We start from the raw sequence: 12,474 nt of genomic DNA, 5'->3' as shown, positions 1-12,474 counted from the left end.
CCAGGGTGCGGGCCTGGGCCTGGATGTCTCCGCCGGATTGTTCGTCGATGATCCAGGGGACGCGTGGCCGCAGGTCCTCGCGCTGCTCTTGGACTCTGCGAGTGTCGTCCTGGTTGGTGACGTCGGTCCGGTGCCGGACCAGCTCGCCCAGCGTATCGCTGCCCGCGCCCGCCGCGGCGGCGGCACTCTGCTGTCCGCGGGGCCATGGCCGACGGCCGCGCTACGACTGCGCGTGGCCTCGACGGCGTGGGACGGTCTCGGAGCAGGTCATGGGGTGCTGAGGGGACGCCGCGTCAGCGTCGTCACCAGCAGCCGCGGCGTGCCCGCATCCCGTTATGCGCAGGTGTGGCTGCCCGACCGCAGGGGCCACGTCGGTGCGGTCGATGAGCAGGACCTTCTCTGGAGCGGCCAGGGTCGGGCGGCGGGTCATCCGCTGGCGTCCAGGCTCTGACCGTCGAGCGGGCCGTCGGCGTGTGCCCGCTCGACGGTCAGCGGAGGCGGCTTCGGGCTGCGCTCGGAGCGGAGGCCGCACGTCGGCCGCGAGCTGCCCGCCGCGCCCGGCCTGTCCGCCCGGCTTCGGCGGCGGTGCGCGCCTCGTCGGCCTTCCTTATGATCATCGCCAGCAGCGCGGGCGGCACCGGCACCTCGGCGACGACGGCGGCGCACCTCGGGTTCGCGCAGTGAACCGTACTGGCAGTCACACCGGACGCCGGGTACTGCATCGACTCGGGGGGCAGGTAGCGGACTGCGCACGCCATGCACACGTATACGGATCGCATCGCGTCCTCCTTCAGCCGACCTTGCCGCTGCCATGACATGTGCTGCACGACCCGGTCCACGACCGGGTCACCGGCTTCTGCGTGCCATCCGGCTGGGTCTCGACGGTGTGCTCGGTCTTCTCCGTCAGGCCCGTGCCGCTGCAGGCGGAACACGGCAGGGGCTCGGGTTGGCCTGTCATGGTCCCAGGGTGACACGAGGGGACGTGACAGCGCAGCTACGCGGCGCAACCCCTCACCGCAGGGGCCGGGTCAGTTCGAGGTCGGGCCTGCACCGGGCGCACACCGCAATCGCCCCGGTCCGATCGTCCAGGGTGAGCATGGCCTGCTGCCGGTCGAGGAGGGGCTGGCGGGCGGCGTCGACGCAGTCTGCCTGGTGGAGGATCGCGTCGCCGTACCGGTCGGTGGGCTGGAGCCGCCAGGAATGCGTCGGCGGCGTGCCCCGTTCCCGTTCGCGTTCTCGGGCGCGCGCCCCTTGGAGGGCGCGGCCGACGAGGGTGAGGTGGCGCTGGAGGTACGCGTGGATCGCCTCCAGGCTGGCGGCATCGTCCGGCAGAGGTATATCGAGCATGCGTTCGATAGTAGTCGGACTGCTTGGGACCGGCGAAGCCCCCAGCCCCCATGGTCGGAGGTTTCGTCGTTCCCGCTGTCCGGCCCCCCGGCTACGCTGCCCTCATGCCATTCGAGCTGACTGCCTGTTGGGGGCCTCCGCCTACAGCGCGGCAAAGGCCATAGGGCTACTTCTCGTAGGTGCGCAGTGCCAGGCCGATCGCGAAGAACTAGGAGCCCTGCCACGTCAGGATCGAGAGCCCGATGGAGATGAATCCGGCGGTGTAAGCGTGCTCGGCGCGCAGGCCGGCGTCGTGCAGGGACTTGATGATCACGGAGTCCTCCTGTGGCAGGGGTGTCCAGTGCAGCATCAGCCGTGGCGGTGGGCTGTGCCATCGGTGGTGGGCCAGGTGGACGCAGAGCCGCCTCGGGGGCTACTTGCCGCCAGCGTCCCGTGCGCTCGCGCGGATGTCCCGCTCCGTGTCGAATGTGCTGACGATCCCGGCGGCGGCCATGGCATCCCGGCGGGCCTCGGACGCGGCGACCGCAGCGGCGTGGAACTCGGCGTACCGGGCGTTCTCCTCTTCGGTCCACTCGCGCCTGGGCCGGGCGGTGAAAGCGGGCCGCCCGGGCACATCCGGGGTGTCCGCCGCCCGCTCCCGCTCCATCGCCGCCCGCCACTCCGCCTGGAGCCGGGCCAGCTCGGCGCGGGCCTCCGCCGTCCAGGCCGTACGGCCTTCGCTGAGCCGCCGGATCCGCGCGTTCAGCTCAGCCGCGTCAGGGCGCGCGGCAGCAGGGGTACAGGACGGACAGGGCATGACACCAAGCATATTGGCCGATAGGGCCTCTCTCGGCGCAACTTCCGGCCAGACCGGGTCGATCGAGTTCCGGTCGCTCGCGCTCCCAGCGCGACTCCCACCGTGCCAGTGCTGGCGATGTCGGCTGGTCTGGCTTCTGGGCCGCGATGGGACGGTCCCGCCGCGCGGGCTGTGCCTGGTGGGCGGTGCCGCTGCCGTATGAGTGGGCTTGTAACGCCCAGGGGCAGCCGGGAAAGGGGAGTACTTCACCGCGGCGGAGAAGATCTTGACCAGTGCCGCGCCAGTAGCAAAGGTGGCCGGGCGTGTTCTTTCCTTACGTCGATGTGCCTAATGTCGACGGGTCCTGTGAGGTGCGCTTTCGATCGGGACTTTTCCGACAGTCGCCCCACAGCGGGTTCCGGCCCGCGTAGTGTGCTGATCGGCCTGGCGATCCCTGCTTCTCCTGCCGCCGCACATCGCGTGCGGTGTCCGGAGATGGGAGAAGCATGGTGGCAAAGCACCGGAGCCCGAGAAGGGCCCGGCGTCCCGGCCGCTTACGTAGCGCGTGGACTTTAATCCAGATCGTGGTCTGGCTTCACGAGCACTTCAGCGGCCGGTAGCCCGGCTGGCGGGAGCTGTCTTCGTTTGCGGCGGGGGCAGCTCTCGCTCCTTTCGGGTTTGATCCTGTGCTTCCCACATCGAAGAAAGCAACCAAAACGCCAGTATAGGAATGTGACTCTGGCATATGCCAGAGCGAGTGGCATATGCCTTTTGAGGATCCTGGGGCGCGGCTGGAGCTGCTGAACGCCCCCGCTGGCGTCGTGCGAGGTCTGCGCTCGCCTATACACGCCGTGCCTGGCTGATCTGAGTGGTCCAAGGGCGTGCGGGTGAGCACCTGAGGCGGTTGGTCACGCTCCCGCACGGCGCACGGTCACCCGTGCCGTGCACGTCGCCGGACCGCACTCCGGTGCTGATGCCGTCCCGGGGACGGCCGGTGTACGTCATAGGATCGGCCCATGATCCGAGCGGTGGTGTTCGATGTCGGCGAGTGCCTGGTGGACGAGACGCGCGAGTACGGCACCTGGGCCGACTGGCTGAGCGTTCCGCGGCACACCTTCGCCGCCATGTTCGGCGCGGTTATCGCCCAGGGGCGCGACTACCGCGAGGTGTTCCAGGAGTTCCGGCCCGGCTTCGACCTCACCGAGCAACGCGCGGCCCGGGCCGCCGCGGGGCAGCCGGAACAGTTCGACGAGTCCGACCTGTACGCCGATGTGCGCCCCGCCCTTGCCGCGCTTCGCGGCGACGGGCTGTGGCTGGGAATAGCAGGCAACCAGACCGTCCGCGCCGGCCAGATCCTGCGCAGCCTGTTCACCGACGACGTCGATCTGATCGGCACCTCGGACGACTGGGGGGCCTCCAAGCCCGACCCCGCCTTCTTCGCTCGCGTCGCCGAGGTGGTGCCGTTCCCGGTCTCCGAAATCCTGTACGTGGGCGACCGCCTCGACAACGACATCCGGCCCGCCGTCGAAGCCGGGTACGCCACCGCGCTGATCCGGCGCGGTCCCTGGGGCACCATTCAGGCCGGAGACCCGGCCGCCGACGCCCTTCCCATGATGCGGATCGACTCGCTGCTCGACCTGCCGGAGAAGATCGGCAAATTCAACGCTGGAGAGCGCTGACCGTGGTACCCCAGTCGTACAGCCGGTCATCGAGGGCCCGCACGCAGGGTTCGTGCTGCCAAGGCGCGAGCGCGCGGCGTACTTCATGGATGCGATCCATGCCTGTCGCGTACCAGTGGGTCGCGAGCTGATCGAGGGCCTGAGCCGCGTAGTCGCAGGCCGCCTCAGCGTTCCCGACCGCAGTTTCGACGGCTGCGAGGTCACCGAGTACGACCGAGCGCTGCTTCTCCGATGTCAGGGGAAGCCGTTCGAGGACGCCCAGCAACGTGCTGCGGGCCTGCGGCAGATGCCGCGCCTTCAACTGCGTGTTGCCCTTGAACGCTGCGAGCCGTACGGGCGAGAACCAGTCCATCCACTCCGGCAGCTCGCCTTCGCCATCGCCGAGGATGTCTTCAGCGTGGCCGATCAGGTGGAGAGCGGTACGGGTGTTGCCGCAGCGCGTTTCACATTCGGCCTCGACGGCGTCCAGCCATGCCAGCAGGAGCGCCGGGGGGTCGCCCCGTCGGGCATAGGCGCGGGCCGCACGCATGCGCTCGGCTGCGGTCTCGCGGTCTTCTGCCCACCCTGGGATGAATGCGCTGTGCGCGAGGATCGCTGCCCCGAGGAGTGCGTCGTCCGCTTCGGCGGCGGCCTGAAGGGCGCGTACCCACGTGTCGGCCGCAGCTGACGGCTGCTGCTGGTCGAAAAACTGTATGCGTCCGGCGAGCAGGTGGGACTCGGCGAGGGCGGAGGCCAGGATCGCGCGCGGTGCCCCAGCGAGCTGAGGGAGCAGCGCGTGGCCGAGACGGGCGTGTTCCAGCACCGTTGTCAGGAGCTGGTCTGGCGCGACCGACCAGTACAGGCGCCGGTGCGCCCGCGTGATCGCCAGGAAGTCCGCGCCGACGCTCGCGGGTTGAGCTCCGGCCGCGATACGGGGCACCGCTCCGAGACCGGACACCGCAACGGACGCCGTCGACGTGGCGCGGCGGTCCGGGGCATCCGAACCCCAAGGCGGGGTGAAGCCGAGCTCTTCCAGCCCCAGGCCGAGCAGGTGGGTCAGGGCCCGCTGGGCGTCGGGCTGCGGCCAGGGCGGGTCCTGGGACTCCCACCGGCGCACCTGGCGGTCACTCACGACGAGCCCGCGAATGCCGAGGCTCTCCGCAGCCGCGGACATGGCGTCAGCCAGGGCCTGCTGGGAGGTGTAGCCCGCAGCGACGCGGGCGGACTTCAGCCGGTGATTGCCAGTCGTGTTGGTCATCGAGTCCTCCTGCGCACGGTCGGTTCCGCCAGTATGAGACCGCATTTGACGCCCTGTCACCCACACGGTGCATAGAACGTCCGCATTCCGCCACCCTAACGTCCGGTTGGAGTCCTCGTGATGACCTCGGTTCCCGCACACGATGTCCTCATCGGTCGACAACGACGAAGGGCAGCCCATGTCACGCCGCGAGACTCGCGCCATCGACACGGCAGGGGACTGCCAGCTCCAGGCCGCCGGATACACCTGGGACGCGATCCGTGTCCCGCTCGCTGTGGGGACCAAGGCGCTGACGATCCTCGGGCACCGGTCAGGCGCCGCTCTCGCAGATCCCACCGCCAGGTACCTGTACTACTTCGTACGCCCGGGGACCGCTGCCGCATGGGCGCTGTGCGGCACCACCGCTCTCGGACGGGGCGTCAGCGTTGTGGTGCCGCTCGACCGTAAGACGGCCCCGCCCGGGCCGTACTGGCTCGTATGCCCCGGCGACGGCGGCCTCCTGACATCAGCCGACGCCCTGCTCGCCGCTCTGCAAGACGCACTCGACGTGCCCGCGCCTCGTAAGGCGACGGCGTGAGCACGGAGGGCGAGCCGCACCCGGCGCGGGCGATGACATCCACCGTCGGCACCCTGGTCATCGTCGACCGCGCCGGTCAGTCGAGGACGGTGCCCATCACCATCGTCCACCCGCGTGATGTCGCTCCGCTGACCGAACTTACCCACCTCTGTGGCAGCACCTGCGCCCGCCTGCGCGGGCCTGAGACTGCGCCGGCCCGGACGGAGGGCGGCGGATGACCGAGGACACGGACAACCGATCCACCCGAGAGGCAGTTCCGGCCGCCATGCCCGTGGTGTGCGGCGCAGACACAGCCCTCCCGATCGCCACGGTCGCACGTGCACTGGAACTGGTACGCCCTGACCTCACCGAGCCTCGGGACATCCTGGAAACTCCCGTGTGCAGCCTCCAGTCACACGAGACCGGTGCCCACCACGCGTGCGTTCTTGAGCTGGACGCGCCGGACTTGAGCGCCGTATGGGTCCTGTGGAGCGACACGGCCGAACCGCAGGTGCTCGTGCTCACCGACTGCGGGCTGGCCACCCCGGACGGTATGGACGCCTGCGGGCTCTTCGCGGCCCACCCCGGCGGTCACAGCTTCGAACTGCACGACCCGGCCATGGCCCTCGCCCGGCAGGCCATCGCCTATGCCTACGACCCGACTCGGCGAGGTGCTCATGCCGAACCGTCCTGATGGCCGGGTCACTGGTGTCTCCAAAGTTCCTGTCCCGGTCAGCACCCGTGGGGGGCGCGGCCGGGACAGGTTCACCATCCAGGAATATCTCGATGCCCAGCTGGGATCGACCGCCCGGCTCCGCGAACTGGATTTGCTGTGCGGCCAGTTCGAAGCTCGCCACCTGGACGCTACGGTCACCGACCTCCGAGGGGTCCTGAGCGCCACGTCCGTAACCGGAGAGGACTACCGGCGGCTGCACATCTTAATCAGCCACCTATATCACCGGTGCGGCGCGGATGTTCCGCTTACGAGGGCACTGCGGGCAGAGGTGGGCGACGCGCTCGCCCGGCGTATCGCAGCAGCCACCCGAGTTTCTTGAGAGGAGGAAGGCCATGTCGTGTCCCACTGAGGGCTGCCGGAAAGGCGGCTGTTCTACTGAGCCCAAGCAGCAGCAGTCCGGCGCCCCGAAGCGCTGATCCGGACGGTACGCCGCCGAAGGCCGGTGTCTCCTGGCGTCCGGTCGCGTGCTGTTGTAAGTACACGAAGGAAGGTCTCGAATGGCTGACGACGATGACGACCGGGTGTTCGACCAAATAGCCGACCTGGGCGCTGCGATCAATGCGTCGCGCGATGACACGCTGCCGCCGACGATTCAGCAGGCGGCACAAGCGGACGCCGAGTCTCTCGCCGCGGACCTCACGGACGAGCATCGGCCCCGCTGAAACTCAACCCGCGCAGCCCGCTCCGGTCGGCCGTCACCGCCGTGTGGACGACCGGGGCGGTTGCGGCCGCCGTCAGAAGCGGCCCGGCATCTCCGGGAACTGAACCCCCGGCGGGGGACGCTCCCCGCTCGCGACCAGTGAGGCCAGGTCCGCGTCGAGTACGAAAGCGATGAGCACGAGGTCGCTGATGCGCGGGTCGCTCTGCCCTCGCTCAATCCTCTGGTAAGTCGTCCGGTCGATGCCGGTCGACTCGTACACCCAGCGCTGCGTCCTGTTGCGGGCGGTCCGAAGAGCCCGGATCCGGTTGCCGAGACCGCGGCGGTAGTCGAGCACCCAGACGGGAAGTGGATCACGAGGCACGCGCCTGACGATTCAGGGCGCCCGCGCGTGCGTCAGCATCAGCAGCCGTGCTTTTTTTGATCTTGATTCGGGAGTAGCGTCCGCAAGGATGCGGTAGCAAGGTGGCTCCGCCAAGTGCGGGGCCACCTTTGCTGTTCCTGCACGTGGGGGCGCATCGTCCGGGTCCCGTCCCGGTCGGCACCCGTGGGGGGCGCAGCCGGGGCGGGACGCCGGCGTCCCGCCCCAGTTGGTCCTCCATTGCGACCCGGCGTTGGGCTGGGAAAATGCCAGGGTCGTGCCCAATCGAACACTGATCGCACTCTGAGTCACAATCCGATGACAGGGTTGCCCGTCATGTTCGCGACGAAGACCCGGCCCAGCGCCAGATAGCTGAAGGCGTCGACCAGCCCGGTCACGACGGTGAGCCCGAGCAGCAGCGGCGGCAGCGGCCCGTGCCGCCCGCCGAAGTCGGGTACGAGCGTGTCGCGGGCCTCGCGGAGCGTGGAGTTCACGGCGGCCGTCCTCCGATCATGCGTTCCCTGGGCGACCCATGGTCCCGCCCCGCAGCCCGTCAGACCCCCCGCCGCGCGGGACCTTCCGGCGTAAGCGGGCCGTTGCCCGTACGAACGCCGTGCCGCGCCGGTACGAAGATCGGGCTGCGCCCGTATGAAAGTCGGACCGCGCCGGTCCGAAAGCCAGGCCGCGCGGGTCCGAAAGCCAGGCCGCGCCGGTCTGAAGATCGGTCCGCGCCCGTACCGACAAGCGGACCGCCCACAGCCGTGCCGGCGCCCGCTCCCGCGCCCGAACGGGCACGTCAGCCGTGCCGCGCGTGGCATACGGGGGACGCGCGGGCTGTCGGCGCCGTACGGGCCCGCGCCGGTGTGAGACTGGCCCGCGACGTGGCGATCCTGGAGCGCGCGAGCAGCGGCGCGGCATGACGGCACGTCAAGGGGGCAGCCGCGCAAGGGTCGGGCCGTCGGCCCGGCTCGGACCGGGCTGTCGGACCGGCTCACGTCGAGCCGTCGGTACGGCTCATGAAGGAGGGACCCATGGCGTCAGCGCCGGAAGCCGCGTCCGGCGGCACGATCACCACCGACGTCCCCGCGCGCCTCGACCGGCTGCCGTGGTCGCGCTGGCACTGGATGATCGTGATCGGCCTGGGCACCGTGTGGATCCTCGACGGCCTCGAGGTGACCACCGTCGGCAACATCGCCGGGCGGATCTCCGAACAGGGCAGCGGGCTGTCGATCACATCCGCCCAGATCACGGGCATCGCCGCCGCGCTCTACGTGGCGGGCTCCTGCGCGGGCGCGCTGTTCTTCGGCTGGCTGACCGACCGCTTCGGCCGCAAGAAGCTCTTCATGGTCACCCTCGCGGTCTACCTCACCGCGACCGCGATGACCGCGCTGTCCTTCCAGCCCTGGTGGTTCTTCACCTTCCGCTTCCTGACCGGCTTCGGCATCGGCGGCGAGTACGCGGCGATCAACTCGGCCATCGACGAACTGATCCCGTCCCGATTCCGCGGCCGGGTCGACCTGATCATCAACGGCAGTTACTGGCTCGGCGCCATCGGCGGCTCGCTGCTGTCGATCGTCGCGCTGAACACCGACATCTTCCCCAAGGACGTCGGCTGGCGGCTCACCTTCGCCCTCGGCGTCGTCCTCGGTCTGGTGATCCTGGTGGTACGGCGGCACGTGCCGGAGAGCCCGCGCTGGCAGTTCATCCACGGCTACGGCGACGAGGCGGACCAACTGGTCGGCACGGTCGAGCGGGAGATCGAGGAGGAGAAGGGCGAGCGGCTGCCGCGCGCCAAGAACTCGATCACCATCCACCAGCGCAAGAGCATCGGATTCGGGCTGATCGCCAAGACCGTCTTCCACAAGTACCCCAAGCGCGCGGTGCTCGGCCTGTCGCTCTTCATCGGCCAGGCATTCCTCTACAACGCCATCACCTTCGGGTTCGGCTCCATCCTCACCACCTTCTTCGGCGTCTCGACCGGCAAGACCGGCTACTACTTCGCGGTCATCGCGGCGGGCAACTTCCTCGGCCCGCTGCTGCTCGGCAAGCTCTTCGACACCGTCGGCCGCCGGATCATGATCTCCTCGACGTATCTGATCTCCGGCATCCTGCTGTTCGGCACGGCGTGGCTCTTCCACCGGGGCTCGCTGGACGCCACGACGATGACGGCGTGCTGGTGCGTCGTGCTGTTCTTCGCCTCCGCCGGTGCCAGCAGCGCGTATCTGACCGTCTCGGAGATCTTCCCGATGGAGACCCGCGCGATGGCCATCGCCTTCTTCTACGCGATCGGTACGGCCGCCGGCGGCATCAGCGGTCCGCTGGTCTTCGCCGACCTCACCAAGTCCGGTGTCGTGGACGACACCGTGCTGGCCTTCGTGATCGGCGCGTCCCTGATGTGCGCGGCGGGCCTGGTCGCGGCGGTGCTCGCGGTCAAGGCCGAGGGCCGCTCGCTCGAGGACATCGCCACCCCGCTGTCGTCCGCCGAACCGGCGTCCGCCTCCGCCTAGCGGCGGGCCCCGCGGGGCGAATCGAGTGGACGCGGCCGGATTCCGGTCGCGTCCACTGTCTTGTCCGGGGCCCGGAGCCGGTGCTACGTTCACCGCCAATCGAACGAATCGAATCAGTTCGACAGTCGAGGGACTCGGAGTCGGTCATGACGGTGACGATCGCGGATGTGGCGCGGCACGCGGGCGTTTCGCGCAGCACGGTGTCGTACGTCCTGAGCGGCAACCGGACCATCTCGCCCGAGACCATCAGGCGCGTCGAACTGAGCATCGAGACGCTGGGGTTCAGGCCGCACGCCGGGGCGCGGTCCATCCGCACCCGCCGCACCGGTGTGATCGCGATGGCCCTGCCGATGGTCTACGGCCCGCACAACCAGGTGCAGATGCCGTACGTCTGGGCCGCCCTCACCGCGGCCCAGGACAGCGGGCTCAAGGTGCTGATGCTGACCGACGACGACGGTGAGGCGGCCATCAGGGACGCGGTCGCCAGCGCGCTCGTCGACGGCGTGATGCTGATGGAGGTGCAGCGGCAGGACCCCAGGATCCCGCTGCTCACCGAGCTGAAGTGCCCCGCGGTGCTGGTCGGCACGCCGGACGACCCGCACGGACTGCCGCGCGTCGACTTCGACTTCGCGCTGGCCGCGCGGGCCTGCGCGGAGCATCTGCACGAGTCGGGCCACACCCGGGTCGGCTACCTCGGGCAGGCGCCCGAGGCGTTCGGCCGTGACGTGGCCTACGCGGTGCACGCCCGCGAGTCGGTGCTGGCCGCGCTGGAGAGCGGGGGCAGGACCGCGGTCTGGGCCGCGTGCGAGCCCGCTCCCGGCGGGGTGGTCCGCGCGCTGGACGACCTGCTGACCCGCGAGCCCGAACTGACCGCGCTGATCGTCTACAACGAGCGCGTGCTGCCGCTGGTGATGGACCGGCTCGCCGGTATGGGGTGCGCGGTCCCGCGCGACATCTCCGTCATCGCGATCTGTCCCGACGACGAGGCCGAGCGGTGCACCCCGCCGCTGACCTCGGTGTCGCTGCCCGCCGAGGAACTGGCCAGGGCGGCCGTACGCAGCCTGGCCCGGCGGATCAAGGGCGAGGAGCTGCCCGCGAGCACGCTGCTCGCCCCGACGCTGAAGGTGCGCGGCAGTACGGGTCCAGCCCGCTGAGGCGCGTCCACCGGCGCTTACCGCCTCCGCTCTGACCGGGGCGTCACCCCTCTGACTCGGTGTCACCGCACCGACCCGGTGTCACACCGCACCACCCTCTGCGTTTCCTTGCCCACACTCCCTCACGCACGGCGCGGACCGGTGGGCGGTCCCGTGCCCGCGGCGCCACTGTCGAATCAATTCGAAAGGCACGTCGATGAGCCGCTCCCTCCCCTTCCCCCGCCTCTCCCGCACCGCCGCCCGACCCGGCACGCTGGCGGCGCTGGCCGCCGCCGGGGTGCTCGTGCTGGCCGCCTGCGGCACCGGCTCCGGCAGTTCGGGCTCCGGCTCCGACACGCTGACGGAGATCGACTACTACGACGCGGCGCCGCAGAACACCCAACTGCCGCGGATACTCGACGAGTGCGCCGCCAAGTCCGGCGTGCACATCAAGCACCAGCAGGTGCCGCGCGCCCAGTTCATGCCGAAACTGCTCCAGCAGGCATCGGCCCGCACCCTCCCCGACCTGGCGCTGATCGACAACCCCGACCTCCAGCAACTGGCCGCCACCGGGGGCCTGGTGTCGCTGTCGAAGGCCGGACTGACCACCGAGGGCCTGTACCCGTCGATCGTCGCCGCGGGGCAGTACGACGGCCAGACGTACGGGATCGCGCCGGGCGTCAACGGCCTGGCGCTCTACTACAACAAGGACCTGTTCACCCGGGCGGGGCTCACGCCGCCGAAGACCTGGGACGAACTGACCGCCGCGGCGAAGAAGTTGACCAAGGGCTCCCGCTACGGCGTCGCGTTCAGCGCGGTCGGCACCGAGGAGGGCAGCTTCCAGTTCGAGCCCTTCTTCTGGACCGCGGGCGCCAGCCTGAAGGCACTGGACTCGCCGCAGGCCGTCAAGGCGCTCACGCTGTGGAAGGACCTGGTCGGTACGGGCTCGGCCTCCAAATCGGTGGTCACCTGGACGCAGGCGGACGTCAACGACCAGTTCCTCGCCGGGAACGCGGCGATGATGGTGAACGGCCCCTGGCAGCTCCCCACGCTCAACGCGGCCAAGGACCTGCACTTCGGCGTGGTGCCCATACCGGTGCCCGATCCCTCCGCGAAGCCGGTCGTACCGCTGGGCGGCGAGGTCTGGACGGTCGGACACAGCAACGCGGCGCGCGAGGCCAAGGCCGTCTCCGTGGTGAAGTGCCTGCTCGGCCAGGAGGAGAGCCTGAAGTGGTCCAAGGACGCGGGCTACATCCCCAGCAACCAGCAGGCCGCCGCGCGACTGGCGACCAGTCAGCCGCAGTTGGCGGCCTTCGTGGCGGAGGTCGGCACCGCGCGGGCCAGGACCACGGAACTGGGCACCGACTACCCCAAGGTCAGCCAGGCGCTCGCCGACGCGATCCAGGCCGCGCTCGCGGGCGGCACCAGCCCGCAGTCCGCGCTCGCCCAGGCGCAGCGCTCCGCGCGGAACTAGGCGGGGCCGAC

Annotated in this window: 12 protein-coding genes and 1 pseudogene; 7 read left to right on the top strand and 6 right to left on the bottom strand. The window is 70.0% G+C overall.

Going from position 1 to position 12,474, the window contains the following annotated elements; translation table 11 throughout:
- Positions 1-790: 790 nt before the first annotated feature.
- From ACZ37P_RS18215 to ACZ37P_RS18205, 3 genes are all read right to left on the bottom strand, one after another.
- Positions 791-958, bottom strand: coding sequence for a hypothetical protein (locus tag ACZ37P_RS18215; RefSeq protein WP_467347324.1), 168 nt, complete (start codon positions 956-958; stop codon positions 791-793).
- Positions 959-1,011: 53 nt separating this feature from the next.
- Positions 1,012-1,347 carry a DUF6233 domain-containing protein gene (locus tag ACZ37P_RS18210; protein ID WP_467347323.1) on the bottom strand — a complete coding sequence of 112 codons (336 nt, stop codon included), beginning with the start codon at positions 1,345-1,347 and terminating at the stop codon, positions 1,012-1,014.
- 412 nt (positions 1,348-1,759) lie between these two features.
- Positions 1,760-2,143 (bottom strand): hypothetical protein, encoded by a 384-nt coding sequence (locus ACZ37P_RS18205; protein ID WP_467347321.1) that lies wholly within the window; start codon positions 2,141-2,143, stop codon positions 1,760-1,762.
- A 995-nt stretch (positions 2,144-3,138) separates the two neighbouring features.
- Between ACZ37P_RS18205 and ACZ37P_RS18200 the strand changes: the two genes are divergently transcribed.
- Positions 3,139-3,801, top strand: a complete 663-nt coding sequence (locus ACZ37P_RS18200; protein ID WP_467347319.1) for an HAD family hydrolase — start codon at positions 3,139-3,141, stop codon at positions 3,799-3,801.
- Here the strand turns inward: ACZ37P_RS18200 and ACZ37P_RS18195 are convergent.
- Positions 3,782-5,038: a transcriptional regulator gene (locus tag ACZ37P_RS18195; RefSeq protein WP_467347317.1), complete on the bottom strand. Its 1,257-nt coding sequence runs from the start codon at positions 5,036-5,038 to the stop codon at positions 3,782-3,784. The genes ACZ37P_RS18200 and ACZ37P_RS18195 overlap by 20 nt on opposite strands.
- Before the next feature lie 178 nt (positions 5,039-5,216).
- Here ACZ37P_RS18195 and ACZ37P_RS18190 point away from each other — a divergent pair, with 178 nt between their 5' ends.
- From ACZ37P_RS18190 to ACZ37P_RS18180, 3 genes are all read left to right on the top strand, one after another.
- A complete protein-coding gene (locus tag ACZ37P_RS18190; protein ID WP_467347315.1) occupies positions 5,217-5,615 on the top strand; it encodes a hypothetical protein in 399 nt (132 codons plus the stop codon).
- A gap of 214 nt (positions 5,616-5,829) precedes the next feature.
- Positions 5,830-6,288: a hypothetical protein gene (locus ACZ37P_RS18185; RefSeq protein WP_467347313.1), complete on the top strand. Its 459-nt coding sequence runs from the start codon at positions 5,830-5,832 to the stop codon at positions 6,286-6,288.
- Between the two features lie 539 nt (positions 6,289-6,827).
- Positions 6,828-6,992 carry a hypothetical protein gene (locus ACZ37P_RS18180; RefSeq protein WP_467347311.1) on the top strand — a complete coding sequence of 55 codons (165 nt, stop codon included), beginning with the start codon at positions 6,828-6,830 and terminating at the stop codon, positions 6,990-6,992.
- Positions 6,993-7,064: 72 nt separating this feature from the next.
- Here the strand turns inward: ACZ37P_RS18180 and ACZ37P_RS18175 are convergent, their stop codons facing one another.
- Together ACZ37P_RS18175 and ACZ37P_RS18170 are read right to left on the bottom strand one after the other, a co-directional pair.
- Positions 7,065-7,352 carry a helix-turn-helix domain-containing protein gene (locus ACZ37P_RS18175; RefSeq protein WP_467347309.1) on the bottom strand — a complete coding sequence of 96 codons (288 nt, stop codon included), beginning with the start codon at positions 7,350-7,352 and terminating at the stop codon, positions 7,065-7,067.
- Between the two features lie 317 nt (positions 7,353-7,669).
- Positions 7,670-7,843: pseudogene (locus tag ACZ37P_RS18170) on the bottom strand (DUF1275 family protein); the annotation flags it as partial.
- Positions 7,844-8,380: 537 nt separating this feature from the next.
- Here ACZ37P_RS18170 and ACZ37P_RS18165 point away from each other — a divergent pair.
- The 3 genes from ACZ37P_RS18165 (at position 8,381) to ACZ37P_RS18155 (ending at position 12,463) form a co-directional block, all read left to right on the top strand.
- The gene (locus ACZ37P_RS18165) at positions 8,381-9,856 is read left to right on the top strand and encodes an MFS transporter (RefSeq protein ID WP_355345865.1); all 1,476 of its coding nucleotides are present in this window, start codon (positions 8,381-8,383) and stop codon (positions 9,854-9,856) included.
- Between the two features lie 146 nt (positions 9,857-10,002).
- Positions 10,003-11,010 (top strand): LacI family DNA-binding transcriptional regulator, encoded by a 1,008-nt coding sequence (locus ACZ37P_RS18160; RefSeq protein WP_391052369.1) that lies wholly within the window; start codon positions 10,003-10,005, stop codon positions 11,008-11,010.
- Positions 11,011-11,206: 196 nt separating this feature from the next.
- The gene (locus tag ACZ37P_RS18155) at positions 11,207-12,463 is read left to right on the top strand and encodes an ABC transporter substrate-binding protein (RefSeq protein WP_467347306.1); all 1,257 of its coding nucleotides are present in this window, start codon (positions 11,207-11,209) and stop codon (positions 12,461-12,463) included.
- Positions 12,464-12,474: the final 11 nt, after the last annotated feature.

It is taken from the genome of Streptomyces sp. NPDC024632 (assembly GCF_055559175.1).
The sequence above is the reverse complement of the archived record's forward strand: the minus strand, read 5'-3'. Positions and strand labels throughout refer to the sequence as shown.

What these genes read in the sequence shown, in the direction of transcription:
- ACZ37P_RS18180 (WP_467347311.1), top strand. Translation starts at nt 6,828, where the DNA reads ATGGCTGACGACGATGACGACCGGGTGTTCGACCAAATAGCCGACCTG.
- ACZ37P_RS18200 (WP_467347319.1), top strand. Translation starts at nt 3,139, where the DNA reads ATGATCCGAGCGGTGGTGTTCGATGTCGGCGAGTGCCTGGTGGACGAG.
- ACZ37P_RS18185 (WP_467347313.1), top strand. Translation starts at nt 5,830, where the DNA reads ATGACCGAGGACACGGACAACCGATCCACCCGAGAGGCAGTTCCGGCC.
- ACZ37P_RS18210 (WP_467347323.1), bottom strand. Translation starts at nt 1,347, where the DNA reads ATGCTCGATATACCTCTGCCGGACGATGCCGCCAGCCTGGAGGCGATC.
- ACZ37P_RS18165 (WP_355345865.1), top strand. Translation starts at nt 8,381, where the DNA reads ATGGCGTCAGCGCCGGAAGCCGCGTCCGGCGGCACGATCACCACCGAC.
- ACZ37P_RS18215 (WP_467347324.1), bottom strand. Translation starts at nt 958, where the DNA reads ATGACAGGCCAACCCGAGCCCCTGCCGTGTTCCGCCTGCAGCGGCACG.
- ACZ37P_RS18195 (WP_467347317.1), bottom strand. Translation starts at nt 5,038, where the DNA reads ATGACCAACACGACTGGCAATCACCGGCTGAAGTCCGCCCGCGTCGCT.
- ACZ37P_RS18205 (WP_467347321.1), bottom strand. Translation starts at nt 2,143, where the DNA reads ATGCCCTGTCCGTCCTGTACCCCTGCTGCCGCGCGCCCTGACGCGGCT.
- ACZ37P_RS18190 (WP_467347315.1), top strand. Translation starts at nt 5,217, where the DNA reads ATGTCACGCCGCGAGACTCGCGCCATCGACACGGCAGGGGACTGCCAG.
- ACZ37P_RS18160 (WP_391052369.1), top strand. Translation starts at nt 10,003, where the DNA reads ATGACGGTGACGATCGCGGATGTGGCGCGGCACGCGGGCGTTTCGCGC.
- ACZ37P_RS18155 (WP_467347306.1), top strand. Translation starts at nt 11,207, where the DNA reads ATGAGCCGCTCCCTCCCCTTCCCCCGCCTCTCCCGCACCGCCGCCCGA.